General features: G+C 56.1%; 22 protein-coding genes and 1 tRNA gene. 13 read left to right on the top strand and 10 right to left on the bottom strand.

The window, feature by feature from the left end:
- Position 1: 1 nt before the first annotated feature.
- A complete protein-coding gene (locus VH413_19495; protein HEX3800887.1) occupies positions 2-460 on the top strand; it encodes an arsenate reductase ArsC in 459 nt (152 codons plus the stop codon).
- Here VH413_19495 and VH413_19490 read toward each other — a convergent pair.
- On the bottom strand, positions 449-907 hold the full coding sequence (locus tag VH413_19490; GenBank protein HEX3800886.1) for an NUDIX domain-containing protein: 459 nt from the start codon (positions 905-907) through the stop codon (positions 449-451). The genes VH413_19495 and VH413_19490 overlap by 12 nt on opposite strands.
- 194 nt (positions 908-1,101) lie before the next feature.
- Between VH413_19490 and VH413_19485 the strand changes: the two genes are divergently transcribed.
- Positions 1,102-4,368, top strand: coding sequence for a DEAD/DEAH box helicase (locus tag VH413_19485; protein ID HEX3800885.1), 3,267 nt, complete (start codon positions 1,102-1,104; stop codon positions 4,366-4,368).
- Positions 4,369-4,393: 25 nt separating this feature from the next.
- Here the strand turns inward: VH413_19485 and VH413_19480 are convergent, their stop codons facing one another.
- The 4 genes from VH413_19480 to VH413_19465 all read right to left on the bottom strand — a co-directional run bounded on the left by VH413_19480 (position 4,394) and on the right by VH413_19465 (position 7,082).
- On the bottom strand, positions 4,394-5,563 hold the full coding sequence (locus tag VH413_19480) for an ATP-binding protein (GenBank protein HEX3800884.1): 1,170 nt from the start codon (positions 5,561-5,563) through the stop codon (positions 4,394-4,396).
- A gap of 25 nt (positions 5,564-5,588) precedes the next feature.
- Positions 5,589-5,662: transfer RNA gene (locus VH413_19475), tRNA-Gln, on the bottom strand.
- 69 nt (positions 5,663-5,731) lie between these two features.
- On the bottom strand, positions 5,732-6,247 hold the full coding sequence (locus VH413_19470) for a 5'(3')-deoxyribonucleotidase (protein ID HEX3800883.1): 516 nt from the start codon (positions 6,245-6,247) through the stop codon (positions 5,732-5,734).
- A 55-nt stretch (positions 6,248-6,302) separates the two neighbouring features.
- A complete protein-coding gene (locus VH413_19465; protein HEX3800882.1) occupies positions 6,303-7,082 on the bottom strand; it encodes a TSUP family transporter in 780 nt (259 codons plus the stop codon).
- 192 nt (positions 7,083-7,274) lie between these two features.
- Here VH413_19465 and VH413_19460 point away from each other — a divergent pair, with 192 nt between their 5' ends.
- Together VH413_19460 and ade are read left to right on the top strand one after the other, a co-directional pair.
- Entirely contained in the window at positions 7,275-8,582 is a 1,308-nt protein-coding gene (locus tag VH413_19460; protein HEX3800881.1) for an NAD(P)/FAD-dependent oxidoreductase, read from the top strand.
- Between the two features lie 3 nt (positions 8,583-8,585).
- Positions 8,586-10,292 carry an adenine deaminase gene (gene ade, locus VH413_19455; GenBank protein ID HEX3800880.1) on the top strand — a complete coding sequence of 569 codons (1,707 nt, stop codon included), beginning with the start codon at positions 8,586-8,588 and terminating at the stop codon, positions 10,290-10,292.
- Positions 10,293-10,394: 102 nt separating this feature from the next.
- Here the strand turns inward: ade and VH413_19450 are convergent, their stop codons facing one another.
- From VH413_19450 to VH413_19440, 3 genes are all read right to left on the bottom strand, one after another.
- Positions 10,395-10,847 carry a DUF5069 domain-containing protein gene (locus VH413_19450; protein ID HEX3800879.1) on the bottom strand — a complete coding sequence of 151 codons (453 nt, stop codon included), beginning with the start codon at positions 10,845-10,847 and terminating at the stop codon, positions 10,395-10,397.
- A 109-nt stretch (positions 10,848-10,956) separates the two neighbouring features.
- Entirely contained in the window at positions 10,957-11,898 is a 942-nt protein-coding gene (locus tag VH413_19445) for a DUF6263 family protein (GenBank protein ID HEX3800878.1), read from the bottom strand.
- Positions 11,899-12,155: 257 nt separating this feature from the next.
- Entirely contained in the window at positions 12,156-13,607 is a 1,452-nt protein-coding gene (locus VH413_19440; GenBank protein ID HEX3800877.1) for a DUF1501 domain-containing protein, read from the bottom strand.
- A gap of 328 nt (positions 13,608-13,935) precedes the next feature.
- Between VH413_19440 and VH413_19435 the strand changes: the two genes are divergently transcribed.
- Positions 13,936-15,336, top strand: a complete 1,401-nt coding sequence (locus VH413_19435; protein HEX3800876.1) for a tetratricopeptide repeat protein — start codon at positions 13,936-13,938, stop codon at positions 15,334-15,336.
- Positions 15,337-15,339: 3 nt separating this feature from the next.
- Here VH413_19435 and VH413_19430 read toward each other — a convergent pair whose 3' ends face one another.
- Positions 15,340-16,257: a farnesyl diphosphate synthase gene (locus VH413_19430; GenBank protein ID HEX3800875.1), complete on the bottom strand. Its 918-nt coding sequence runs from the start codon at positions 16,255-16,257 to the stop codon at positions 15,340-15,342.
- A 133-nt stretch (positions 16,258-16,390) separates the two neighbouring features.
- Between VH413_19430 and VH413_19425 the strand changes: the two genes are divergently transcribed.
- The 6 genes from VH413_19425 to VH413_19400 all read left to right on the top strand — a co-directional run bounded on the left by VH413_19425 (position 16,391) and on the right by VH413_19400 (position 21,933).
- Entirely contained in the window at positions 16,391-17,065 is a 675-nt protein-coding gene (locus VH413_19425; GenBank protein ID HEX3800874.1) for a DUF4339 domain-containing protein, read from the top strand.
- A 5-nt stretch (positions 17,066-17,070) separates the two neighbouring features.
- On the top strand, positions 17,071-17,583 hold the full coding sequence (gene lspA / locus VH413_19420; GenBank protein HEX3800873.1) for a signal peptidase II: 513 nt from the start codon (positions 17,071-17,073) through the stop codon (positions 17,581-17,583).
- A 29-nt stretch (positions 17,584-17,612) separates the two neighbouring features.
- Entirely contained in the window at positions 17,613-18,554 is a 942-nt protein-coding gene (locus tag VH413_19415; GenBank protein ID HEX3800872.1) for an RluA family pseudouridine synthase, read from the top strand.
- 351 nt (positions 18,555-18,905) lie between these two features.
- Entirely contained in the window at positions 18,906-19,763 is an 858-nt protein-coding gene (locus VH413_19410; GenBank protein ID HEX3800871.1) for an alpha/beta hydrolase, read from the top strand.
- A gap of 55 nt (positions 19,764-19,818) precedes the next feature.
- Positions 19,819-20,991 carry a metabolite traffic protein EboE gene (eboE, locus tag VH413_19405; GenBank protein ID HEX3800870.1) on the top strand — a complete coding sequence of 391 codons (1,173 nt, stop codon included), beginning with the start codon at positions 19,819-19,821 and terminating at the stop codon, positions 20,989-20,991.
- A gap of 90 nt (positions 20,992-21,081) precedes the next feature.
- Positions 21,082-21,933 (top strand): UbiA family prenyltransferase, encoded by an 852-nt coding sequence (locus VH413_19400; GenBank protein ID HEX3800869.1) that lies wholly within the window; start codon positions 21,082-21,084, stop codon positions 21,931-21,933.
- 24 nt (positions 21,934-21,957) lie between these two features.
- Here VH413_19400 and nifS read toward each other — a convergent pair whose 3' ends face one another.
- Positions 21,958-23,163, bottom strand: coding sequence for a cysteine desulfurase NifS (nifS, locus tag VH413_19395; GenBank protein HEX3800868.1), 1,206 nt, complete (start codon positions 23,161-23,163; stop codon positions 21,958-21,960).
- A 270-nt stretch (positions 23,164-23,433) separates the two neighbouring features.
- On the opposite strand from nifS, the gene VH413_19390 reads away from it, so the two are divergent.
- Together VH413_19390 and VH413_19385 are read left to right on the top strand one after the other, a co-directional pair.
- The gene (locus VH413_19390; protein ID HEX3800867.1) at positions 23,434-25,128 is read left to right on the top strand and encodes an NADPH-dependent assimilatory sulfite reductase hemoprotein subunit; all 1,695 of its coding nucleotides are present in this window, start codon (positions 23,434-23,436) and stop codon (positions 25,126-25,128) included.
- 6 nt (positions 25,129-25,134) lie between these two features.
- A complete protein-coding gene (locus VH413_19385; GenBank protein ID HEX3800866.1) occupies positions 25,135-25,917 on the top strand; it encodes a phosphoadenylyl-sulfate reductase in 783 nt (260 codons plus the stop codon).
- Positions 25,918-25,963 lie beyond the last annotated feature (46 nt).

The following is a 25,963-nucleotide window of genomic DNA, read 5'->3' as shown; positions in this document are numbered from 1 at the left end:
TATGAAAACCGGCAAGCCCACTATTTTAATTCTTTGCACCGGAAACTCCTGCCGAAGCCATCTCGCCGAAGGATTTCTTCGCGCGGCCGCCGGAGATTTTCTCGATGTGCAAAGCGCGGGGTCAAAACCCGCGGGGCATGTTCATCCGATCGCCATCCAAGTCATGAATGAAGTGGGCATTGATATTTCGGAGCATTGCTCCAAACACCTGGACGAATTCCTCAACCAAAAAATTGAGACGGTCATCACCGTGTGCGGCGACGCCGACACGGCATGCCCGGTTTTCCCCGGCCAGGTTAATCGGCATCATTGGCCATTTTATGATCCCGCCAAAGCCATCGGAACTGACGAAGAAATCCTGAAAATATTCCGCCAGGTTCGTGATGAAATTCAGCGCGTATTTGAGGCTTACGGTGCGGGGCGTCGCGATGCTTCCCGCGACCCAAAATCAAAACAATAATTTTTCCAACCGCCCTAAAAACTCCACCTGAGCCGCGTTCATTTTTCCGCGCGCCTCTTCGAGCGAAAAAAATTCTGCCCGGTCCACTTCAGGGAAAGTCATTTTCCTTCCTGATCGCGGCGGCCATTCCATTTCAAAAAAATTGCTCTGAATTTCTGCCGGGTTCAGGTCTCCTTCAAATGCCCACGCATGCACTACCTTCCCTGCCTTCTGCGTGATTGAGCCTAATGATTGAAATGGCCCGGTTGCTTCCACGCCCAATTCCTCTTTGAACTCACGAATCGCCGCCGCCAATAAATCTTCACCATCCGCCGGTTCACCCTTTGGAATCGTCCACGCCCCGGCATCCTTGTTTTTCCAAAACGGCCCGCCCGGATGCGCCAGTAAAATTTCCACTACACCCTCGCCCCGCCGGTACATCATCAAGCCCGCGCTTTGCTTTTTCACAAAATAAGCTTAGCCCAAATTCACGGTTTCCCCAATCCGTTTTAAAATCAGTGTTCCATCCGTGGCTGAAATTCTCCCCTCATTGCAACACTTTTCTGGCTTTCACCACCGAAAAATCCCAAGAATAAGATTGACCACATGGGGGGTGTTATGACGTGATGATAGACCGTTGCCCTAGGGCAATTTTAATCAGAATGGCCAAAGGTTCGTTAAGAAGCGGGAATGCCTTGCGCTCGTCGAGCACGACGAAGTACGACGCGCATCATACTGTCCTGTCCAAGACCTACGGTGCGCTTGCCGACCTTCGTCGCGAACTCGCCGACTCCAAAACTGCGGTCGCGCTGCGCACCGACATCCTCAACCAATTCTCCACCTGCGCCGATTCCCAGCGCGCCTGGTTGCTGCTGGAGGATTATTTCGAGAAGCTTTCGCTCTCGCGCAAGGATTTCACCGGCGAAGACTGGTGGCCGCATCTCATGGCCGTCGCCGGCAAGACGCGCCTCGAACAACTCGCTTTTCTTTTTCTGCGCGCCCATCGTCCGCTGCCGACCGAGTTGCTGCCGCTCGCCAACCTCGATCACTTTGCCGAAGTCGAGGAAGCCGAACAGGAGCAGCGCCTCATGCACCAGCTTGAGCAATGGCTCTTTCCACCCGCGCCATCGCATCTGGATTCTCCCCGCGCCGCGTTGCGCGTGCTTTGCCGCACGCATCCCGATCCCGAAAATCCCGCGCGGCATCGCCTCGCTGTGCAATTCCATTTGTTCCGTTCGCGCACCGGCGAGAAACACAAGACGATGGGCGAGGTCATGGAACTTACCACGCGCGCCGCGCACGAACAGGAGCTTTTCCAGCCCGCCGATTGGGAGTTCATCCAGTGGCTGGCCGATACTCACGCCGGCCGCGCCGATGGCGAGGAAACTTTACTCCTTTCCGATCTTGAATTGCTTCAATGGCTCGCGCGCTGGGGTCACGGCACGCGCCTCGAACTCGCCACCGGTCCGGGCGGCTTGAAGTTCCAAGGGCAGGTCGCCGAATTGACACCGCATCTTCATCACGAGGGCGAGGACCTTTCTTTTCTCCATCAAGTCACGCTTCCCGGCGGCGAAATCCATCCGCTCGCCAATGTCCAATTCTTTTCCCAACGCCCGCCGCTCGCACTGGTCGGCAATACTTTTTATCTTTTGCGCAACGCCCCGCCGCCGACGCTGCTCGAGCATTGGTCGCGGAAACCGGCCATGCCTGTGCGCAAGCTCAGTCATCGCCTGTTGAAAAAATTGCGCGCCGCCCGCGCTTTTCCCGGCGCGGATTGGGAGCAACTGTGCGTCGCGCACACGGCGATGCCCCAATTCATTTTTGAATTGCTCGACGACACCGTGCGCCTTCGTCTCATGGCCCGCAGTGATCGCGATCAAAGCCTCTGGCTTTGGAACGGCCACGAATGGCAATTCAACGAACCGCGCGCGAACGCCGGTGACAAACCGGAAATTCTCGACGACCCGCGACTCGAACCCGTCACGCGCTGGTTGCGCAAACTCGATTGGTTCACACCTGAGCCCGGGCTTTGGGTTGGCGATGCCAATGAAAATTTCCTGAGCGTCCTCGGCGCCGCGTGGCCGGAGCGCCCGAACGAAGCCGAATATCTGGGCAACCCCGCGTTTCATCGCCTGTTCCTCACGCCGCGCCAGCTTCGCCCCCGCGTCGTCGTCAAGGGCAGCGGCATTGACTGGCTCTCGGTGTCCGCCGAGTGGGAACAGGAAGGACTGCGCCTGACCGCCGCCGATTTACAACGCCTGCAAACCGCCACGGGCCGTTTCGTCAAACTTCCCGATTCCGGCTGGGTCGAACTCGACGCGGGCGCCGTGCAATCTGCGCATGAAGCGATGGCCGATCTCGGCGTGGATGGCCTCATCCCCGTGCCGCATCGCATCGGCATCGAGCAGGCTGCGCATCTCGACGAGGACGAACTCAAACGCTTCGGCGATTCCGCGCACGCCCAGGCCTTGCGCGAACGCCTCAAGGATTTCAAAGGCACGCCGTCCACTGCGCTGCCGGACAGTATCCGCGCCGACCTGCGGCCGTATCAAAAGGAAGGTTTCGATTTCCTTTGCCACCTTACGCAAATCAAACTTGGTGGCATCCTTGCCGACGACATGGGCCTCGGCAAAACCTTGCAGACGCTCGCATGGCTGGCGTGGTTGCAGGCGCGCCCGAATGCGCATCCGCGCCCGTCGCTTGTGATTTGTCCCGCGTCCGTTTTGCACAACTGGCGCCGCGAAGCCGAGCGCTTCACGCCGCATCTCAAAGTGCTCGTGCTCGAGAGCGGTTCCGCGCGCCACAACTTGCGCAAACAAATTCCCCAGCACGATTTGATCGTGACGAATTACGCGCTCCTCCGCCGCGATTTGGAAGCCTTGCAAAAATTCGCTTTCCACGCGGTGATTCTCGACGAGGCGCAGTTCATCAAAAACCCGACCGCGCAAGTCACCCAATCGGTTAAACAACTTCGCGCCGACCACATGCTCGCGCTCACGGGCACGCCGTTGGAAAATCGTTTGCTCGACTTGTGGAGCATTGTGGATTTCATCCAGCCGGGTTACCTCGGCACGCAAGAACATTTCACGCAGACCTACGAGCCGCGCGGTGAAGATCCCGAGAACGCCCAGCGCATCGCGCGCCGCCGTCTGTCGGCCAAGCTTCGCCCGCTCATGCTGCGCCGCCTCAAGCAACGCGTCGCCAAGGACCTGCCCGACCGCATCGAACAGCGCCGCGATTGCCAGCTTGGCGACGACCAGCGCAAACTGTATCTCGCCGAACTGCGCCGCAGCCGCGAACAGGTTTTCCAGACCGTTGCCGAAAAAGGCCTCAACCAAAGCAAAATTCACGTGCTCGCCGCGCTCACGCGCCTCCGTCAGATTTGCTGCCATCCGCAACTCGTCGGCAACGACGCCGTCTCCGGCAAAACCGAAACGCTCTTCGAGTTGCTCGACCCGCTATTGTCCGACGGCCAAAAAGTTTTAGTGTTCAGCCAATTCGTCCAGGTGTTGAAGCTGCTTGAAACGGAATGCCAGCGCCGCCAAATCCGCACGCATCTGCTCACCGGCCAAACCAAACAACGCCAGGAAGTCGTGACCGCGTTTCAAAACGATTCCGGCGCGGCGGTGTTTTTGCTGAGCCTGCGCGCCGCCGGCACTGGCTTGAATTTGACGAACGCCAGCTACGTGGTTCTCTACGATCCGTGGTGGAATCCCGCCGTCGAGGCGCAGGCGATTGATCGTTCCCATCGCATCGGCCAGGTCAACACCGTGAACGCCTACCGCCTCATCGCGCCAGGAACTGTCGAGGAAAAAATTTGGGAACTCCAGCAAAGCAAAGCGCAAACCATCGCCGATGTGCTGGGCGAAGAAGGTTTCGCCCGCAGTTTGTCGAAGACGGATTTGGAATATCTTTTCGCTGAGGATTGATTCTGTCAGCAGCGCTGAGCCACAATCATCGCGCCGTCTCGTGCCACTTCCCGGCGTCGTCGTAATTCATGGACTTCGCCCAGCCGCACGAATTCCAAACCTGGTCAAACGCGGGCCGGATGATCTGCGAAAAATCCTGGGTCGGGTCTTCGATGATCACATCGTCGAGATACAAATCATCGCGTTCAATATGATGCGCATTGGATTGCCAGCGCATTGAACCGATGAACATGCTATAGCCTTTCACCCCGAGGAAGCTCAGCATCGCCACGTACGGCGGCGGCACTTCGAGCCGGCGCAGCAAGCCCACCATGCGCTCGCCGCACTGGATGATTTCCTTCTCGAAGGCCACACCTGGAATATATTTGCGCCCGTCGCGCAACTCGAGCATGAGCGTTTCACCCGCTTCGAGACACCCGTTGCGAAAAACCTGCATGTAGGAATACGCAAATTTCTCCATCGAACTGAACGCCATCATGCCGTCGTAATTGAAATGCGTGACCAGGCTGCGCGATTGCATCGGCTTGAACATCCCGGGTTCCATCGCCGCCACTTGTGATACATCTATCCGAAATCCCGGCGCGAACGCGCACAACGGCACGATGTGAAGCACCGTCTTCGGCGCCGTGGAAAGTTGAATGGACAACGTCCGATTCGTGATCGCGTTCATTCGTTCCAGCCGGAAATTTCGCAGCTTATCGCGCAACGATTCGGTCAATAAAAACGCTGAGCGCAATTCGCCCACGTTCAATAAATATTTTCCATGCTGGTTCCGCGAAAAAAATTGGTTCGAGTCTTTAAACGAAACCAGGTGCGGACCGCTCCATGATTTCGGAACATGGATCGCGAGCAGCGATTTTTGTTTCGTCACTTCCACGATCTTGAACTTGATCCCGATCACACGCGGCGAAATGCCAGCGGCAACTGCCTCCTCCAGCCACGTCAACGCCTGCGCGACCGAGAGCGTATCAAACCCGCGCAGTTCCACCGGCGCATCCGTCCGCGGCGTCGCGCCGTACAGGATGTTTCCGCCCGGTCCATTGGCGAACGAACAGACGTCGCCCAAAAATTCCAGTTGGCCGGCGTCGGTCATCAACGGCAGGCTCGTCCGGAACTCGACATTCCAGCCATCCGCGACTCCCGACGTTACAAGCGCGTGCAATTCTTCCGCTGGCGCATTGGTAATTGATTTCATTAGTGGCAAATCCTCTGCAAGAAGTTGGCTGTCCGACATGGATTCGAACCATGACAAAAGCCTCCAAAGGGCCTTGTGCTACCATTACACCATCGGACAAACCGAAGCGAAAATACCGCCCCCGCCCTCCGAGCGCAAAGAAAAAGTGAACGGCCAATCCCGCGCCCGTCACCCCAGCACATGCGAAATTTCCTCCCAGGTGCTGACGCGTTCGTGCCACTTGCTGTCTTCATTCTGATTATGCGGCTGCGTGAAAAGCAAAGTGCGGCCCTTGAAGAAATCCAAATTCTTGAAATGATCATCAATCATGATGTCGCCGGTCACGATGCGCTTGGAGCCGCAAAAAACAATCTGCTGCCATTTGATGAACGAGAAATTTTCCTCCAGCCATTCCATCTTCTCGTTAAAGCTGCGCGGAAATTCCGTCGCCGCCGACACGATGAAAATCTCATACCGGTCATTTAATTTTTGCAGCGTTTCCTGGCTGCCTTTTACCACCGGCGCGGTGCGAAAAAATCCCGGCGTGCGCACGTATTCGCGCGCGTGCGTGAACGCCTCGAGTTCCGATTTTCCGGCCACGTCGTTCATGGAAAGTTTTTTCCCGGTAGCCCGCTCCTCAAATACGATGAATTGCGAATAAACATCCGCCAGCACCCCATCCATATCCACGATCAATCGTTGCATAAAAAAGTTTCGACGCCTGTATCCTAGCCGAGTTGCGCGGTAATTGCGAATTTCCTCACTTCCGATACGAGTCGAACAATAATTTCACCGTCACCACCAGCACGGTCGCCAGGAAAATGGGCCGTATAAATTTCGTGCCTTTCGTAACAACCAGGCTTGAGCCCGCGCGCGCGCCGAGCAACTGGCCCGCGCCCATCGCCAATCCCGCCGCCACGTACATCTGTCCCGCGCACGCAAAAAAAGTGAGCGAGGTTATGTTGCTCGCGAAGTTCATCACCTTCGTATGCGCCGTCGCTTTGGTGAGATTGAATCCAAGTCCGAGCATCAGCGCCATCGTCCAAAACGTCCCGGTTCCCGGCCCGATAAATCCATCGTAGAATCCCAGTCCCAGGCCCACTACCAGATAAAATATTCCCGTCTTCATGCGCGGATGAATATCTTCCGCTCCCAGTTGCGGTTTGAAAAACATGTAAGCCGCGATCGCTATCAGCACCACCGGAATGAAGTGTTTCAAAAAAGTTGCGTCGAGATGTTGCACGGTCACCGTCCCCGCCGTTGCGCCCACAATGGTAAATACAATACCCCATTTGCATTTGTGCAGATCTACCAAACCCGCGCGCGTATAATGCCACGCGGCAGTGGCGGAGCCGAAAGTTGCTTGAAGCTTGTTCGTCCCCAGCGCGAATTGCGGCGGCAATCCGAGGCTCAACAATACCGGCAACGTGATCAATCCGCCTCCGCCAGCAATCGAATCCACAAAGCCCGCGACGAGTCCCGTAAGAAACAGCACGGCGAAGCCCCACGCGGGTATTGCGGAATAGGAAACCAAATTCATGAACGCCAAACCCAAACTGCTCGCGGCCTCTAAGTCAAGCGCGCGCAACTTTCTCTTAATGGACCACGGGTCATAGACCCGCGGTCCAAACAGATTAAACACTCATAGATACCGCTGCGAATTAAATTTCGGGCCCGTCGCGATAAAAACGTGAGACATTGCTTTTTTCTCAAATCCAACTAAGAATAGTGCATGGCGGAAGACGCGAAACCGCATATCGTTGTGCTTGGCGCTGGATTTGGCGGCTTGGAATTTTGCAAAAATTTCCGAAGCCCGGATGTGCGCATCACGCTGGTGGACCGCACCAATCATCATCTCTTCCAGCCGCTGCTTTACCAGGTTGCCACGGCGGGTTTGTCCGCGCCGGACATCGCCCAGCCCATCCGTTCCATCCTGACGGAACACACGAACACCACCGTCCTGCTCGATCAAGTCGTTGACATCAAGCTGGACGCCAAAAAAGTTTTTCTCGAGGAAAAAGTCCTTGAATACGATTACCTCATTCTCGCGCTCGGCGGACGCACCAGTTATTTCGGCCACCCGGAATGGGAGCAATTCGCGCCCGGTCTAAAATCACTTGCCGATGCCGTCCACATCCGCAGCAATATTTTGCTCGCCTTCGAGCGCGCTGAAATCGAAACCGAGCCCGACCATCAGCAACGCCTGATGACCATCGTGGTCGTGGGCGGCGGGCCGACCGGCGTGGAATTGGCGGGCGCGTTTGCCGAACTTGCGCGGCGCGTCCTGGTCACGGATTTTCGCCACGTGGACCCTTCGCAGGCGCACATCCTATTGCTTGAAGCCGAGTCGCGCATTCTCGCCCACATGTCGCCCGAGCTTTCGGAGAACGCGCTGCACCAGTTGGAAAAACTCGGCGTGCAAGTGCGGCTTAAAACGAAAGTCAAAAACATCAGCGAAGGCCGCATTGAATTGGAGAATGGCGAAACCATTTTCGCCGCAAACATCGTTTGGGCCGCCGGGGTTTCTGCTTCTCCATTGATGAAAAAACTCGGCGTCGAACTCGACAAGGGCGATCGCATCAAAGTGAATCCTGATTTGAGCGTTCCCGGCCATCCGGAAGTTTTCGCCGTCGGCGACGTGACCCTGATTCTGGATGAAAATGGAAAACCGGTTCCCGGCGTTTCGCCCGCCGCCATGCAAATGGCGCGGCATGCGGCCCAAATCATCCAGCACGAAATCAACTTCTCCGGTGAGGGAGCGCGTCCACCCTTTAAATATTGGGACAAAGGCACGATGTCCACCATCGGACGTTCCGCGGCGGTCGCGCAAATCGGCAAGCTGGAGTTCACTGGTTTTATCGCGTGGCTGGCGTGGCTCGGCGTGCATCTGCTTTTTCTCATCGGTTTTCGCAACAAGATTGCGGTGCTCATCCAGTGGTTTTATTCCTACGTCACTTACAAACGCGGCGCCCGCATCATCAGCACGGAGGCGAACCACAAATTTCCCAAGGATAAAAACGATGTCCCGGCGCAACCCTGATTCATGAGGAACCTTCAACAAAAACTGGCGATGGCGCGTGGCGAACAACCCGCGGAATTTCTTTTCAAGAACGCCAAACTCGTCAACGTCCTCAGTGGCGAAATCTACAAGGCCAACATCGCCGTCACCGATGGCCGCGTCGTCGGCATCGGCGATTACGAAGCCAAAAAAACCATAGATCTCAAAGGCGCGTATCTCGCCCCGAGTTTTATTGACGGCCATTTTCATGTCGAAAGCTCCATGCTCACCATGCCCGAGTTCGCGCGCGCGGTGGTTCCGCACGGCACGGGCGCAGTAGTAATTGACCCGCACGAATATGCCAATGTCCTTGGCCTCGATGGCATTCGTTACGTGCTGGAATCGAGCAAAAATTTGCCACTCGATTTTTTTATCATGCTGCCTTCATGCGTTCCCGCGACGCATCTGGAAACCGCCGGCGCGCGCCTCACCGCCGACGACCTCGCATTGATGATCGCCGATGAACGTGTGGCGGGCGTGGCGGAATTGATGAATTATCCCGGGGTTTATCTCGGGCAGGAAAGTGAGCTGGCGAAAATTCGCGCCGGCAAAGGCAAGGCCATTGACGGCCACGCGCCCGGCCTCAAGGGGAAAAATCTCAACGCCTACGTCCTTGCTGGCGTGCGCTCCGACCACGAATCCACCGAGCTTGACGAAGCCGAACAAAAACTTCGCCTGGGCATGCACCTCCTGTTGCGCGAGGGCAGCACGGAACGCAACCTCGCGACCATCGCGCCGCTCGTCAATCCGCACAATTCGATGAATTGCTCCTTCGCCACCGATGACAAACTCGCGGGCGACCTCGTGATCGAAGGCCACATTGATCATTGCGTGCGCAAATCCATCAAGCTTGGCATGCCGCCGATCACCGCCATTCAAATCGCCACCATCAATACCGCGCGCCACTATCGCCTGCGAAATTTCGGCGCCGTCGCGCCGCGGTATTGGGCGGACTTCGTGGTATTCGACAATTTGAAAAAACCGGTGGTGCGCCAGGTTTATAAAAAGGGCCTGCTCATCGCGGAGAACGGAAAATATTTGGGGCGCAAAACGGAAATCGTCCCGCAACCGCGCAGCACCATGAACCTGCGCTATCATCCCGGGAATTTTCAGGTGAAGGCCGCGCCGCGCGGAAAAATCAAAGTCATTGAAATCGTCCCCGACCAGATCGTCACCAAGCAAATTCTCGCGACGCCGAAAATCGAAGACGGAAAAATCGTGGCGGACGTGGAGCGCGATATTTTAAAATTGGTCGTGGTTGAACGGCATTGTGCCACGGGCAATGTCGGCGTCGGTTTCGTGCGCGGTTTCAAATTAAAATATGGCGCACTGGGTTCCACCGTCGCCCACGATGCCCACAATGTGGTCGTGGCGGGCACAAACGATGCCGACATCCAGCGGGTCATCGAAGAATTGGAGCATCTCAAAGGCGGACAGGTAGCCGTCGCCCACGGCAAAGTCAAAGCGGCGCTGGGCTTGCCGATTGCGGGACTTGTTTCCGATCAACCCCTCGCCGAAGTCATCAAAAAAATGGATGCCCTCAACGCCGCCGCCCACGACATGGGTTGCGATCTCGAAGCGCCGTTCATGACTCTCTCGTTCCTCAGCCTCTCGCCGATACCTGAATTAAAGTTGACCGACCAGGGGTTGATTGACGCCGTCCATTTGCGCAAAACCAGTCTCTACGCATAAAGCTTCTCGCCATTTTTCCATAAAAAAACCGGCTGGCGCAAAGCACCAACCGGCTCGGAAATATTTCAGTGTAATTATAGCGGCGATTTATGATCGCCGATTTTACACTTTCCCGCCGAACGAAACGTAGTCGTCAATGTCCAGCAAGTCACCCCAGGAAACGACGTTCTCCAATTTCGGCGCGAGCTTGGTGTGGAGTTCGTTGAAGTAGGCACGGGATTCCACATCCGCCGGGGCGCGCTTGTCCATGAAGTCGGACCACGCCTGGATTTCGACGAGCGAATGTTTGTTTTTGGCATTCTTTTCAATCCACTCGAAGATGTCGCCGTCGCCTTTGCCGGTTTCGAGTTCTTTTTTCAAGGCTTCCGGATCAACGCCGAGGAAATTCAGGATGTGCTGGTCGAGCGGGCAGTTGTAATGAAATTCGCCGTTCTTGCCGGCGATGGTCGCGCGGCCTTTGTCGAGCATGCGGGGCAGCACGGCGTAGCCGCCAAGGCGGACGCGCGCGCTGCGGGGCGGACGCTGGGTCAGATCAGGTGCATTCGTGAGTGGCATAGTTTCCTTTTTCTTTTTTATTGGTTAATGAATTACGCGCTGCCGTCAAAACGGGAAGCGCGGCTTAAAATGCCTCGAAACATTTTTTACGCAAGGGAGTTTGCGAAAATTATTTTGGCAGATCGCCGACGCCGGTCATGCGGATGTCCACGGTCTGTTTCATCTGCGAATGGATGGTTTTTCCCTGGGCGAGAATCTTCATCGTCATCATTTGGTCGGAGCCGGTTTCCATGACCATGTTCAATTCGGGATCGAACCACATCTTGCCGAGGATGGAACCGCCTTCCACGGTGATGTTCATCGCAGCCGCGTTCGTGGACGGCTTGCTCATTACGGTTCCGTTGAAATCAATCGCCGCGCAGTGATGTCCGTCGTGATTTTCAAACCCGCTGAAAATATAATTCAGGTCCATTTGCAATACGCCCACCGAGCCCGCGTTTTCCTCGAGATGCAATTTCCAATGATCTCCGAGCTTGACCGGGTTTGGCGGCAAACCCTGGCCGCGCGTGGCGAACTGCCGGATCAAATCCTCGCTCATCATACTTTTGAGGATGCTCGATCCCTGGTTGTCTTCGGTGGGCACGTGCGCAAAAAATTCCTTCACCCCAGTGATGTGGCTCGCCTTGCCCTGGGCATCCATCTCATAACCAAAATGCGCGCCCACGATCCGGCGCAGCATTGCGGCCACATTGTTGGTGTTGTCGCCAGCAGCGCTCGTTTTGGAATCGGATGCGGCGACGGTATTATTGCCTACGCGGATGAGCATTTTTTCCGCGGTGAAATCCATCGCCATTTCCGTCACGCCATTCGGCAAGTCTTTCAATGCGGAGATGGTGTAACTTTGGGCCACGTCCGTGATCTGATCCACGGCATTGGGCAAGCCGGGCACATCCATGTGCGAAGCCTGACTCATGATCATTTCATTCGTGTATTGCTTGCCCGCCATCCATTTTATTTGCATCGAAACCGCTTTCTCTTCCTTCGCTTTGGAACAACCGGCCAGTAGCGCGATGACGGCGGCGCAGAATAAGATGCTGGTGAAATTTTTCATGTCCGAATGCCCTGACCAAACCCGCAACCCCGCCCAATTACAAGCTTAATCAATCCGGACGGAGCGCGGGTCTATGACCCGCAGCAACCCACGCTAAGATTGCCGCTTCCGACTCGGCAAGAATTTTGAAAAAATACGAATCTTGAATAATGCAGAGATAAGATGGGGACGGTGTCACACGGTAAGGCTGAGCCGCAAACGGCTTGACCTTATGGACCTTGCTGCGGGTCATAGACCCGCGGTCCGTTAGGAAGTAACTACGCAATCAACTCACGCACCACGCGGCCATAGACATCCGTCAAACGAAAATCGCGGCCGGAATTGCGGAATGTGAATTTCTCATGATCGAAACCCAGCAGTTGCAAAATGGTCGCGTGCAGATCGTGGACGTGGACTTTATTTTCCACGGCGGCAAAACCATATTCATCCGTCGCGCCGTGAACATGGCCGCCGCGCGCGCCGCCGCCCGCGAGCCACATGGTGAAACCGTGATGATTATGATCGCGCCCGTTGATCTTGCCGGCATTCGCGCCCGGCTTGGGCAACTCCACCGTCGGCGTGCGGCCGAATTCACCGCCCCAAATCACCAGCGTATCGTCCAGCATCCCGCGTTGTTTCAAATCCTGGAGCAGCGCGCCGATGGCCTGGTCCGATTCGCGCGCGAGCCGGGCGTGATTGATCTTGATGTCGTCGTGGCTGTCCCACGGCTGGCCCGCGCCGTGCCATACCTGCACGAAACGCACGCCGCGCTCCAACAGGCGGCGCGTGATGAGCAGTTGCCGCGCTTGCGTGCCTTCGCCGTAAAGTTTGCGGATGCTCTCGGGCTCGCGGCTGATGTCGAAGGCATCGCTCGCATCCATCTGCATGCGGTACGCAAGTTCGAAGGACTGAATGCGCGCTTCGAGTTGGGCATCGTCGCGGCGTTTGGCCTGGTGAATCTCGTTGAGCTTTTGGAGCAGGTCGAGCTGCTGCCGTTGTTCCGGCTGCGAAGTGTATTTGTTCGAGATGTTCTGGATCAATTCCTCGATCTTCGTATGCTCGGTGTTTACGTAAGTGCCCTGATAAACTCCCGGCAAAAATCCCGACTGCCAATTCTGCGATTCCTGGATGGGATAGCCGCCCGGGCACATGGCGATGAAGCCCGGCAAATTCTGGTTCTCCGAGCCGAGGCCGTACGTCACCCACGAACCCATGCTCGGCCGGATCGAACGCGCGTCGCCGCAATTCATCAGCAGCAGCGAAGGCTCGTGGTTCGGCACGTCCGCCGTCATCGAACGGATCACGCAGATGTCGTCAATATTTTCAGCGACGTGGGGAAACAATTCGCTGACCTCGATGCCGCTCTGGCCGTATTTTTGAAATTTGAACGGGGAGGGGAAAGCCGCGCCGGTTTTGCGTTCGGTCGCGAGATTTTCCATCGGCAACAGTTTGCCGGAATATTTTTCGAGCGCGGGCTTGGGATCAAAAGTATCAACGTGCGACGGGCCGCCGTTGGCGAAAATGTGAATAACGCGTTTGGCCTTCGCGGGAAATTGCGGGGACTTCGGCAGCAGCGGAGAACTGTAAGTCTCAGCTTGCGCGGTGTTGATGAAGCCCAAATTGCCGAGCAAACTGGCCAAGCCAAGCGAGCCCATGCCCATGCCGCAGCGGCGCAGAAAATCCCGGCGCGTCAGCGCGAGATGTTCCGGGTTGGGTGCATGATGGTTCATGTCGTTCTATTATAGCACGTGCGGCGCGCGGATTTCCAATGAAGTTTTGACGGTGGGATTCGAGCGCGCATTCAACCTTTTCCGAACGGACCGCGGGTCTGCGACCCGCAGCAAGGTACATCCGGACAAGCCGCTGTCGGCTCAGTCCACCGCATGATACAATTTCGGCCGGACGTATCCCGCAACATCCAGGTCTGGTGGTTTTCAAAATTCTTGCCTTGATCGGAAGCGGCAATCTTCTTTGTGCATTGCTGCGGGTCATAGACCCGCGGTCCGTCCTGAGAGCTTTGGTCTGGATTTTTTTTCGGGATTCTGGCAACTTATGGCCATGCAAGAAAAAACTCTGAACGATTTGCCTCGTGACTTGCGGATGTTGTACACCAAGGGATTTGAAGCTTACCAGCGGGAAAATTTCGATTACGCAGTCGAAATGTTCACCCAGATTTTAGCCAAGGAACCTCACGTTTTTGAAATCCGCAAAACTTTGCGGACCGCCCAGACGGCGAAGAGCGGGAAAGCCGGCGGTTTCTTCAAGCGCTTATCGAGCAATGCCAGCGCCGCGCCGATGATCGCCAAGGGCCAGATGGCTTTGCGCAAAAATCCGCTCGAAGCGATGCAGATCGCGGAGCAAATTTTAAACGCGGACGCCAACAACGCCAGCGGACACAAGCTTCTGGCTGAAGCCGCGCTCGCCGCCGAGATGCCCAAGGTCGCGGTGATGTCGCTGGAAATTCTCGTGGCCCATTCGCCCAAGGACAAGGACTTGAGTTATCAACTCGCCGATGCGCTCGCCGGTTCCGGTCGCAAGACCGAAGGCGAAAATGTGTTGAGCGAATTGCAAAAATATTATCCGGCTGATCAGGAGATTTCCTCGAAGCTCAAGGATTTGTCCGCGCGCAAGACGCTCGACGAAGGCGGTTACGAGGCGCTCGCCAGCGGCCAGGGTTCGTATCGCGACGTGCTCAAGAACAAGGCCGAAGCGGTAAATCTGGAACAAGCCAATCGCCAGATAAAGAGCGAAGACTCGGCGGATTCACTGGTCAAGGAATGGGAAGCGCGGCTCAAGACCGAGCCGAACAATGTCAAAATGCTGCGCAACCTCGGCGAGGTTTACGCACAACGCAACGAGTTCGACAAGGCCTTGACTTATTATGATCGCATCCTCGCGACGGAGAGCGGCGGTGATGCGTCCATGATGCAACAGGTCGTGGATCTTAAAGTGAAGAAGTTCAACCACGCGTTGTCGCAACTGGATTCCACGGCGGAAGATTACGCCGACAAATCCGCCGCCATCAAAGCCGAGAAGCAGGCGTATCAAATTGATGCGACCAAGCAACTTGTCGAACGCTACCCGACCGATCTGCAATTTCGTTTCAAGCTGGGTGAATTTTATTTTCACGCCGGCAAGATCAACGAAGCGATCGCGGAATTTCAAAAGGCGCAGGCGAACCCGAATCGCCGCGTGCAATCCATCACTTATCTTGCGAAATGTTTTCAACAGCGCGGCATGTATGATCTCGCGGCGCGGCGGTTGCAGGAAGTCCTCAAGGAAAAGATTTCTTTCGACGAAGAGAAGAAGGATTTGGTTTACACGCTCGGCAGCGTCTATGAAAAGATGAACAAGAAGGAAGAGGCCATCGAACAGTTCAAGCAGATCTACGAAATTGACATGGCCTATCGCGACGTCTCCCAAAAGGTGGACGATTATTACGCCGCGGGCGGGACCTGATCGTCAGTTGCTTCGCTGCAAAAGATACGTGGCCAGCGCTTCGAGCGCCGCGCCGCGTTTTCCGAAAGTCTTCAAGGATGCAAATGCGCGTTCGGTGAGGCGCTTGGCGATGCCGCGCGATTTTTCCAATCCGATGATGGCGGGATAAGTCGCTTTCTGCGCGGCGGTATCTTTCCCGGCGGTCTTGCCGAGTTGCTCGCTGGTTTGGGTGACATCAAGGATGTCGTCAATGATCTGGAACGCGAGGCCGACATGATAACCGAAATCCGTCAGCGCGGCGAGTTGCGCGGCGGTGCAATTCGCGCTCATGCCGCCGAGGCGCGCTGAGCAGCACAGCAGCGCCGAGGTCTTGCGCTCGTGAATATATTTCAACTGGTTCACGGAAATCTTTTTGCCTTCGCCTTCGAGATCGGCGACCTGCCCGGCGATGAGTTGCAGCGAACCCGAGGCGCGCGCGATTTCGAGCACGATGGTTTGATGAGAGTATCGCGGCCATGAACGGCATTGCGCCGCGATTTCAAAAGCTTGTGTCAGGAGCGCGTCACCCGCGAGCACGGCGATGCCTTCGCCATAGACTTTATGGTTCGTGGGTTTGCCGCGGCGAAAATCGTCGTTGTCCATCGCCGGCAAGTCGTCGTGGATCAGCGAATAAGTATGGATGCACTCGACCGCGCAAGCGAAGGGCAGGGCATCGCTTTGCTTGCCGCCGCAAGCTTCCGCCGACGCGAGCACCAGCGCGGGACGCATGCGTTTGCCGCCGGCGAAAAGCGAGTAGCGCATCGCCTGATGGATGGTGGCGGGCTTGGTGGATTGCGACGGCAGGAACTGGTCGAGCGCGGCGTTCACCGCGGCGGTGCTGGAGTTGAGATAACCCGGCAAATCGAAGGACGTGTTTTTGGTGGTGCGTTTTGCTGCTGCCATGCGCGGTTTTGTAGGGAAAGTTTTGGCGCGAGGCAAGCGCGGAGTGGATTTTCCCAAACGCCGCGCAAATAATTGAATTGTTTTTCGCCCGGCAAACGATTAAATAACCCGTCGCTTCCTGCATGGTGACGCTATGGAAATAACCTATACAATGATCGGCGCGGACGGCGCGCAATACGGCCCGGTGACGCTGCCCAATTTTCAAACCTGGATTTCGGAGGGACGCATCCTGCCCGATACGAAAGTGATGCGGAGTGATACTATGTCGTGGCTGCCGGCCTCGAGTTATCCAGAGTTAAATTTTCCGGTCGCGCCCGCGAATGTGCTCGTGCCTCCGCCCATGCCTACTTCCCCCGCGCCGATTTCGCCGGTGCGCGCTGTGCCCGCTGGCGGATATGATCCCAGAGTCGTGGTGCAATTAATCCGCGGCGCGCAATGGTTTTATTGGATCGCCGCTTTGTCCATCATCAACATCGTCCTCGGTTTGGCACATGCGGGCATCCAGCTTATTTTTGGTGAACTTGGGCTCGCGAGCAAGGCGTTGGAATTAGTCGCAGGTTCCAGTGGCAACTTAAATGAAGGAGTTGCCGCCTACATTATTGTATCGGCGTTTTTTGCCGTATTCGGAGTGTTTGCGCGAAAAGGGCAGGTTTGGGCATTCATCGTGGGTGCGCTATTGTATGTGGTGGACGGCATAGTGGTCATACTTGAACCTGACTGGATCGCGCTGGCGCTTCATGCATACGTCTTGTTCCGCATTTTCATGGGATTGAAGGCAGCGATGCAATTAAAAGCGGTAAAACGCTAACGACCATGCCCGCCTTGAGCACGTCCAATCGCCGCATTGCGCTTGTCGCCGCGTTCGTGCTGGTGCTTGACCAGGTCACCAAGCAACTCGTCAAACATCTTCTGCACTTTGACGAAGACCGCGTGATCATCGCGGGGTTTTTTAAATTCGTGAATTGGCACAACACCGGCGCGGCGTGGAGCCTGTTCAGTGGACGGAATAACCTGCTCGCCCTCGTCGCGCTCATCGCCTTGTTCATACTTTATCGCAGCCGCCATCATTTTGATGCCCACACGCTCATGGGCCAGGTCGCGCTGGGACTGATTTTCGGCGGCATCATCGGCAACCTGATTGACCGGTTGATTTCGCATTACGTGACGGATTTTTTGTATTTTTATCTCGATCAACGCGGCGGTTCGGAAATTGGTTTTCCAGCATTCAACATCGCCGATAGCGCGATTTGTGTCGGCGTGGGATTGATTTTTATTCTCTCGTTGAAAAACGAAAAGGTTCCCGCCGCGCCGCAGCCGTCGGCGTAGAAGCCATTCTCCATTTAACTTTGCCGCACATGTCATCGCGCACGGAAACATTCATTGTGGAAATCTCCCGCCCGATGGAACGGCTGGACAGTGTGCTGCGCGAAAAATTTCCCGCCGTGTCGCGCGGCACGATTCAACGCTTGATCGAAGAAGGCCACATCCGCGTCAATGGCCGCACCGTCAAGCCCACTCACCATCCGCATGCGGGCGAAGAAATCCAGGTTTATTGGCCCGAGGCGCGGCCCGCGGAAGCGCAACCCGAAGACATCCCGCTCGAAATTCTTTTTGAAGATCGCGATTTGCTCGTGCTGAACAAACCGCCGGGAATCGTGGTGCATCCCGCCGCCGGCCATGAGGAGCACACACTCGTCAATGCGTTGCTGCATCATTGCGCGGGAAAGTTGAGCGGCATCGGCGGCGTCGCGCGGCCGGGAATTGTGCATCGGCTCGATCAGGAAACCAGCGGCTGTTTGGTGGTGGCGAAAAATGACGAGACGCACGTCGCGCTGGCGGAACAATTCGCCGGGCGGACGGTGGAAAAAATTTACGAGGCGATTGTTTGCGGCGAAGTGCCGCGCGCGCAGGGTGAAATTCGCGCGGCGATTGCGCGGCATCCCACCCATCGCAAACGCATGGCGGCGACGGATGGCAGCGGACGGGAAGCGTGGACGAGTTATCGCGTGCTTCAGCGATTACATGCGGCGACGCTTATGGAGGCGTTGCTGCACACCGGACGCACGCATCAGATCCGCGTGCATTTTCAGCATCTGGGATTTCCCGTGGTGGGTGACGACACCTATGGCGCGCGACAGAACAAGCGGCTCATGGAATTGACGGGTTACGCCGCGCCGCGCCAGTTGTTGCACGCGCGCAAGCTGACCATTTTGCATCCGCGCAAAAAAAAGAAACTGACGTGTGAAGCGCCGTTGCCGGAAGATTTCAAGGCGGCGTTGAAGGCGTTAAAAGCGTAGTTGCGTTGGTGGGAAATTACTCCTGACGGATCGCGGGTCTATGATCCGCAGCAAGGTCCATCCGGTAAAGCCGTTCTCGAATCAGCCTTGAGCGGCAATCTTCTTTGTGCGTTGCTGCGGGTCATAGACCCGCGGTCCACCCGGAATGAAAACGTGCTGGCGAATTTTTCGGTTTCCCCCTAAGCTTGCCTGACTACTATGAAATCTCTGATGCGATGGCTGCCGATCCTGTTTCTTACTTCATTTGCGAACGCCCAGCCTACAACCAACACGGGAGCGACCTTCACCGTAACCGCCAACGGCACCGCGCCGTTCACTTACCAGTGGAACTTCAATGGAAGCTCCAACGCGATGGCCCTCTCCGTCATCGCCAACGTCACCAACAGTGTCATGCGGCTCTGGCAGGGCGATGCGCCCGGCGCGCTCGGAAAAGCGGACCAGGATATTCCCACGCTCACCGTTTATCTTCCCGATCCCAACAAGGCCACCGGCGCGGCGATGGTCATTTGTCCGGGCGGCGGTTATGCGCATCTTGCCGAACACGAAGGCAAGGAATACGCGCTTTGGTTGAGCCATGAAGGCATCGCGTGTTTTGTGCTGAAATATCGCCTCGGTTCCTCAGGCTATCATCATCCGGTGATGTTGGAGGACGCCACTCGCGCGATGCGAACCGTCCGCGCAAACGCCGCCGCGTGGAACATTGATCCGAAACGCATCGGCATCATGGGCTCGTCCGCCGGCGGACATTTGGCTTCGACAATGCTCACTCACTACGACGCCGGCAAACCGGACTCCGCCGATCCCATCGAACGCGCCAGTTCGCGGCCCGATGCAGGAATCCTTTGCTACGCGGTGATCACGATGGGTGAAAAAACGCACGGCGGTTCGCGCGAAAATTTGCTCGGCAAAAATCCTTCGCCCGAATTGATCAAGTCGCTTTCCAACGAACTGCAAGTCACCAAGGACACACCGCCCTGTTTTATTTTTCACACCGCCAACGACACCGTTGTGCCGGTTGAAAACAGTTTGCAATTCGCGGCCGCATTGCAACGCGCGGGCGTGCCGTTCGCTTTGCACATCTTTGAAAAGGGTCCGCACGGCGGCGGTCTTGGCGGTTATGGTGGCAGCAAATACGACCCCGCGCGCATGCATCCGTGGACGAGCGATTGCATTTACTGGTTGAAGGAGCAGGGTTTTCTCAAGAAGTAGTGGGTGGGCCGCTTGCATTTTGAAAAATCGTGACGAAGTTGGGCGCTGACGTTTCATGAAACTGACTCACGGTTTGCAGCTTGCGTATTGCACCAATATTCATCGCGGTGAAAATTGGGCGGAGACTTTTGATTCGTTGAATCGCCACACGCTGGCGGTGCGCGAAAAAGTTTCGCCCAACAAACCTTACGCCATCGGACTGCGATTGAGCCAGCGCGCCGCGCAGGAATTAAGCGATGCAAAAACATTTCGCGAATTCAAAGCCTGGCTGGCGCAACACGACTGCTACGTTTTCACGATCAATGGTTTTCCCTACGGCCAATTCCACGGCACGCGCGTGAAGGAGCGGGTGTATCTGCCTGATTGGACTTCGCCCGAACGGCTCGCCTATACGAATCTGCTTTTCGATTTGCTGGCCGAGCTTGTGCCGGAAGGAATCGAGGGCAGCGTGAGCACGTTGCCGGGCTCGTTCAAGGAATTCATCACGCAACCGGCGCAGGAAAGGATTATCCGCGACAACATCTGGCGATGCGTCGAGCACATTTCAAAATTGAGCGAGCGCACCGGGCGAAAACTTCATCTCGGACTCGAACCGGAACCACTCGGCTGGTTTGAAACGAGCGCGGAGACAATTCGGTTTTTTGAAAAGCTTCGCGATGAGCATCCGAACGATCCGCGTTTGAACGAACATCTTGGCGTCAATTACGACACCTGCCATCTCGCGGTGGAATTCGAGGAACCGGCGAACGTCATCGGCGCGCTCACGCGGCATCAAATCAAAATCAGCAAACTGCACTTGAGTTCGGCGTTGAAAGTTCATCCAACTGCTGAGGTGCGGCGATCACTCGCGGCGTTCGCGGACGATATTTATTTGCATCAGGTCATCACGCGCGAAGCGGATGGCGCGCGGCGGGTTTTCAAAGACCTTGCGCCCGCGCTCGAAATGCCCGCCGCGTTTGCGCAGCCCGAAAGCACCGAGTGGCGCATTCATTTTCATATTCCACTGCACAGTCCGCCGACCGCCTGGTACGGCAACACGTCGGACCATGTTCTTGGCGTGCTCGATTTGTTGAAACAAAATCCCGCGCTGTGCTCGCATCTCGAAATGGAAACCTACACGTGGGAAGTTTTGCCGCCCGAATTGAAAAATCGCGATGTCGTCGGCCAGCTTGTCGCCGAATACGATTGGACGCTGAAACGGCTTGCCGAACGCGGCTTCACCGTTTGAAGATTGCCCAACGCCCGCCGCGCAAGTTACACTCGCAAGATTGTGACAACCCAATTTTTGAGTTTGCCCGTTGCCGCACATTAAATTGAAATGTTTTCGCTGCGCACATTGCTGGTCCTTGGCCGCACTTCGAATCTGCCCACCGTGTGGTCGAATTGCCTCGCTGGTTGGTGGCTCGCGGGCGGCGGCAATGCGCATAAACTTTTTCCACTGCTGCTCGGCGCGACGCTGCTTTACGTCGGCGGAATGTATTTGAATGATGCCTTCGACGCAAACTTCGACGCGCAACATCGCCGCGACCGGCCAATTCCCTCCGGCGTCATCAATGTGAAAAGCGTCTGGCAAATCGGCTTCGGTTTGCTCGGGGCGGGATTGATCATTTTATTCTTTCTCGGAAAGACCACGGGAATTTTGGGCGTACTGCTCGTTTTGTGCATTTTGATTTACGACGCCATCCATAAGGTCATCACCCTCTCGCCGGTCATCATGGCTGCCTGCCGGTTTTTTCTTTATCTCGTCGCGGCTTCGATTGCGGTAAATGGTGTCGTCGGCGCGGCGGTTTGGAGCGCGCTGGCGTTGGCGTGTTACATCGTCGGTTTGAGTTTTCTCGCGCGGAAGGAAAGCACGGGCGTGGAAGTCAATTATTGGCCATGCGCCTTTTTGGCGGCGCCGATTTTTCTCGCGTGGCTGATGAACCCCGGAAGCTATCGCCAGAATGCGCTGCTGCTCTCGATCGTTCTCGTGCTTTGGGTGGTGCGCTCGCTGCGTTTCGCATATCGCGCGGCGGAACGAAGCATTGGCCGCGCGGTTTCAGGATTGCTGGCGGGGATTGTGCTGGTGGATTTGCTCGCGGTAGCTGATGTACCGCACGCATTCGCGCTGGTGTTTATTATTCTCCTACTGCTGGCGCTGGCGTTTCAACGCTTCGTGCCGGCGACTTGAAATTCTGCGGGCCGCAAAAGTAATTTAACCCGAGACCGGATGTTTGGCCGGCTTGTGCCCGCGCGGTGTGAGCGGTGATACGGCGCGCAGTTTGGCGATAATGGGCGGGAGGTGCTCGATCAAATAATCCACTTCTTCGGCGGTATTATAGATGCCAAGGCTGAAACGGATCGAGCCGCGCGCGCGCGTGGGCGTGAGACCCATCGCCACGAGAACGTGCGACGGATCCAATGAACCGGTCGTGCAGGCTGAACCGCTCGACACGCAAATTCCCGCCTGGTCGAGCAGCAGCAGAATCGCCTCGGCTTCCACGTAATCGAACGCGAGGTTTGTCGTGTTCGGCAGACGCGCCTCGCGATCACCGTTGCGGTGCGTGTTCGGTATCGCGCTTAAAATATTTTTTTCGAGTTTGTCGCGCAGGACACGGATGCGGGTGTTTTCATCCGAGAGACTGGCCATCGCTAATTCCGCCGCGCGTCCGAAACCGACGATGTAAGGCACATTCTCCGTGCCGCCGCGACGCCCCTGTTCCTGGCCGCCACCGATGACATACGGCTGATATTTGGTGCGGCGTTTCACGTAAAGCATGCCAATGCCTTTTGGCGCATGGAGCTTGTGCGCGGACAAGGAAAGGAAATCCACGCCCATATCGGCGACGTTGATCTTCACTTTGCCGGGCACCTGAACGGCGTCGGTGTGGCACAACACGCCTTTGCTGCGGCAAATGGCAGCGATTTCTTCCAGCGGAAAAATTACGCCGGTTTCGTTGTTCGCCCACATGACTGAGACGATTGCGGTGTCCGGGCGAATGGATTTTTCGAGCAGATGAATATCAACCGAACCATCGTGCTCGACCGGAAGATAAGTGACCTCGTAACCGCGCTTCTCGAGAAAATTGCAAAATTTGATATTCGAGGAATGCTCGACGGCGGTGGTGATGACGTGGCGTTTGCCGGGGTGCGTCACGAGCGCGCTGTGGATCGCGGAATTGTTGCTTTCCGTGCCGCAACTGGTGAAGATAACTTCGCGCGGATCGGCATGAATCAAGGCGGCGACTTTTTCGCGGGCGACCTTGAGGTCGTGGGCGACCGTTTTGCCGAAGGTATAAGCGCTCGAAGGGTTGCCGTAAGCCTCGCTCAGGAACGGGAGCATCGCGGTCACGACTTCCGGCGCGACGCGGGTCGTGGCGTTGTTATCGAAATAAAAAATTTTCTGCGGTTTATGACTCATGGCACACCAGTGAAGCGTAACTATAAATGCTCAGCGAATGAATCGCCAACGAAAAACCGAAAACGGATGTGTAAGTAAAAATGAGGAAAGATTTTTTCGACAGGGAACAATAACGATGGAAATGTGCGCGCGGGTGAACCGCGAAGAAGCGAGGGTTGGATGCCAAAAAACAGATGTTGAAGCGGCATGAAAAAGGAATTTAAATTCCATTTGACAACCTCGGCAGTCTCACCGAAAATATTATACATTAGTAACATTGGTAATTAACTTATGATTACAACAGCAGCACCCGGAGCACCGCCTAAACTGACTCGTAATGAGGGGCTTAAGGAGGCATCGCCTACCTTGGCCGGTAACATTAGCGCCACGCTCGCGGATACCTCCGTAGATCGGTTTTCCGATGATGACTACGAATTTTTGAAATTTCACGGCATTTATCAGCAGGACGACCGTGACCTGCGCAAGACCGCCAAGCATTATATGTTCATGGTGCGCGGACGTCTGCCGGGCGGCGTGGTGCAGCCCGATCATTATCTCGCGTTCGATTCGCTCGCGACGAAATACGGCAACCAGACGTTGCGCATCACCTCGCGCCAAGGATTTCAATTTCACGGCATCGTCAAGTCCGGCCTCGGCCCGATGATGAAGGGCATCAACGAGGCGCTCGCGACCACGCTTGCCGCTTGCGGTGACGTGAATCGCAATGTCATGGCTTCGCCGACGCCCGCGAGCAGCCCCGTCGTGGCTGAAGTGCAGGCGGACGCGCACAAAGTTTCTGACGCGCTTCTCCCCAAGACCAAGGCGTATCATCAGATCTGGGTCGAAGGTGTGGCGCTGAATTTGGAAAACGAAGCCAAAGATTTCGTGGACCCGCTGTACGGCAAAACGTATCTGCCGCGCAAATTCAAAACGGCCTTCGTCATTCCACCGGTGAACGATATTGATGTCTTTACGAATTGCCTCGGCTTTGTGGCCATCGTCGAGAACGGTGTTCTCGCCGGCTACAATTTGCTCGCGGGCGGCGGCATGGGCATGAGCCACGGCAATGTGCAGACGTATCCGCGCCTTGCCGATGTCGTTGGTTTCGTCACGCGCGACCAGATCGTCGCCGCGGCGCAGGGCGTCGTTCGAGTGCACCGTGATTTTGGCGACCGCACGAATCGCAAACACGCGCGCCTTAAATATGTGCTCGAAGAAAAAGGCGTGGACTGGTTCCGCGACGAATTGGAAAAACAAATCGGTTTCAAACTCGCGCCCGCGCGCAAGTTTGAATTCACCCGCCAGGGCGATACTTTCGGCTGGCATAAGCAGCTCGACGGAAATTTCTTCGTCGGCTTGCATGTTGAAAGTGGCCGCATCAAGGACGCCAATGGCGTGAACCTCAGGAGCGCGCTGCGAAAAATCGTCGAGCAATATCGCGTCGAAATCCGGCTGACGCCTTCGCAAAATCTTTTGATCGTGGGTGTGAAGTCTTCCGACCGCGATGCCATCACGAAAGTTTTGGGCGAGCACGGCATTAAAGTGGAGAACCAATCCACGGTGATTCATCGCGCCTCGATGGTTTGTCCGGCATTGCCGACCTGCGGCCTTGCGCTCGCGGAGTCGGAGCGTATTTTCCCGGACTTGCTGGGACGCATTGAGAGTCTCATGACGGAAGTCGGCCTCAACGGTGAGGAGATCATCATTCGCATGACCGGCTGCCCGAACGGCTGCGCGCGGTCGTCCATGGCGGAACTGGGATTCATCGGCAAAGCGCCGGGCAAATATCAGATTTATCTCGGCGGCAACCACACCTGCACGCGCCTGAATACCCTTTACAAAGAAAGCGTCAAGAACGAGGACATCATCAACGAGCTACGCCCGGTCTTCACGCGCTTCGTGAAGGAACGCAGCGGCGGCGAACACTTCGGCGATTATTGCGAACGGGTTTTGCTGAAAGAAATTCCGGCGCCCGCTCAGAACTGAACCATCTTGTCTGCCAACATTTCAGATACGCTTGCCACCAGCGGCGATTCTGGCGTCGAACTGACGCCGGCCACCGTCCGCGAGTTGAACGAGCAGTTCAACAGCCTGCCCACTGAGAAAGTGCTCGCGTGGGCGTGGCAGCGTTTTGGCAATCGCGCCGCGATCGGCACGAGTTTCCAGGGCGCGGGTTTGGTGATGATGCATCTCGCCAAACAAAACGGAATTCAATTTCCGGTATTCACTTTGGACACGGGTTTGTTGTTCAAGGAAACGGTTGAACTCCAGAAACGCCTCGAGGATTTTTACGGTTTTAAAATCGAATCGCTCGTGCCCGACCTGACCGTTGAACAACAGGAGGCCGCGCAGGGCCCGGAGTTGTGGAAGAGCGATCCCGACCTTTGCTGCACCATGCGCAAGGTGCTTCCCTTGCAGGGCAAGCTTTCGGACCTGGATTGCTGGATCACGGGATTGCGCCGCGAACAATCGGACACCCGCGCGGGCATCGGCATCATTGAACTTTACACGCTGGAACAATCCGGCGGCCGCGACATTGTTAAATTGAATCCGATGGCCAACTGGTCGCGCGACGCCGTTTGGAAATATATCAAGGACCACAAAATTCCTTACAATCCGTTGCACGACCAGGGTTATCGCTCCATCGGTTGCTGGCCTTGCACGCGCAAGACGGGTGAAGCCGACAGTGAACGCGCGGGCCGTTGGACGGGTTTCAACAAAGTCGAATGCGGCATTCACACTTTCCTGCCTAAAAAGGCGGACTTTCAGATTTAAATAAATGACAACCTCTGCACCTGAATCCGTGGCCAAACCCAGTGAC

This window comes from Verrucomicrobiia bacterium, assembly GCA_036268055.1.
Classification (GTDB): Bacteria; Verrucomicrobiota; Verrucomicrobiia; order Limisphaerales; family Pedosphaeraceae; genus DATAUW01.
Note: the sequence above shows the minus strand (reverse complement) of the source record. Positions and strands in the feature narration are given on the sequence as shown.

Bases quoted from the DNA above. Each gene is read 5' to 3' on its own strand.
- VH413_19495 (HEX3800887.1), top strand. From the start codon at position 2: ATGAAAACCGGCAAGCCCACTATTTTAATTCTTTGCACCGGAAACTCC.
- VH413_19485 (HEX3800885.1), top strand. From the start codon at position 1,102: ATGGCCAAAGGTTCGTTAAGAAGCGGGAATGCCTTGCGCTCGTCGAGC.
- VH413_19480 (HEX3800884.1), bottom strand. From the start codon at position 5,563: ATGAAATCAATTACCAATGCGCCAGCGGAAGAATTGCACGCGCTTGTA.
- VH413_19470 (HEX3800883.1), bottom strand. From the start codon at position 6,247: ATGCAACGATTGATCGTGGATATGGATGGGGTGCTGGCGGATGTTTAT.
- VH413_19465 (HEX3800882.1), bottom strand. From the start codon at position 7,082: ATGAATTTGGTTTCCTATTCCGCAATACCCGCGTGGGGCTTCGCCGTG.
- VH413_19460 (HEX3800881.1), top strand. From the start codon at position 7,275: ATGGCGGAAGACGCGAAACCGCATATCGTTGTGCTTGGCGCTGGATTT.
- ade (HEX3800880.1), top strand. From the start codon at position 8,586: ATGAGGAACCTTCAACAAAAACTGGCGATGGCGCGTGGCGAACAACCC.
- VH413_19450 (HEX3800879.1), bottom strand. From the start codon at position 10,847: ATGCCACTCACGAATGCACCTGATCTGACCCAGCGTCCGCCCCGCAGC.
- VH413_19445 (HEX3800878.1), bottom strand. From the start codon at position 11,898: ATGAAAAATTTCACCAGCATCTTATTCTGCGCCGCCGTCATCGCGCTA.
- VH413_19440 (HEX3800877.1), bottom strand. From the start codon at position 13,607: ATGAACCATCATGCACCCAACCCGGAACATCTCGCGCTGACGCGCCGG.
- VH413_19435 (HEX3800876.1), top strand. From the start codon at position 13,936: ATGCAAGAAAAAACTCTGAACGATTTGCCTCGTGACTTGCGGATGTTG.
- VH413_19430 (HEX3800875.1), bottom strand. From the start codon at position 16,257: ATGGCAGCAGCAAAACGCACCACCAAAAACACGTCCTTCGATTTGCCG.
- VH413_19425 (HEX3800874.1), top strand. From the start codon at position 16,391: ATGGAAATAACCTATACAATGATCGGCGCGGACGGCGCGCAATACGGC.
- lspA (HEX3800873.1), top strand. From the start codon at position 17,071: ATGCCCGCCTTGAGCACGTCCAATCGCCGCATTGCGCTTGTCGCCGCG.
- VH413_19415 (HEX3800872.1), top strand. From the start codon at position 17,613: ATGTCATCGCGCACGGAAACATTCATTGTGGAAATCTCCCGCCCGATG.
- VH413_19410 (HEX3800871.1), top strand. From the start codon at position 18,906: ATGGCCCTCTCCGTCATCGCCAACGTCACCAACAGTGTCATGCGGCTC.
- eboE (HEX3800870.1), top strand. From the start codon at position 19,819: ATGAAACTGACTCACGGTTTGCAGCTTGCGTATTGCACCAATATTCAT.
- VH413_19400 (HEX3800869.1), top strand. From the start codon at position 21,082: ATGTTTTCGCTGCGCACATTGCTGGTCCTTGGCCGCACTTCGAATCTG.
- nifS (HEX3800868.1), bottom strand. From the start codon at position 23,163: ATGAGTCATAAACCGCAGAAAATTTTTTATTTCGATAACAACGCCACG.
- VH413_19390 (HEX3800867.1), top strand. From the start codon at position 23,434: ATGATTACAACAGCAGCACCCGGAGCACCGCCTAAACTGACTCGTAAT.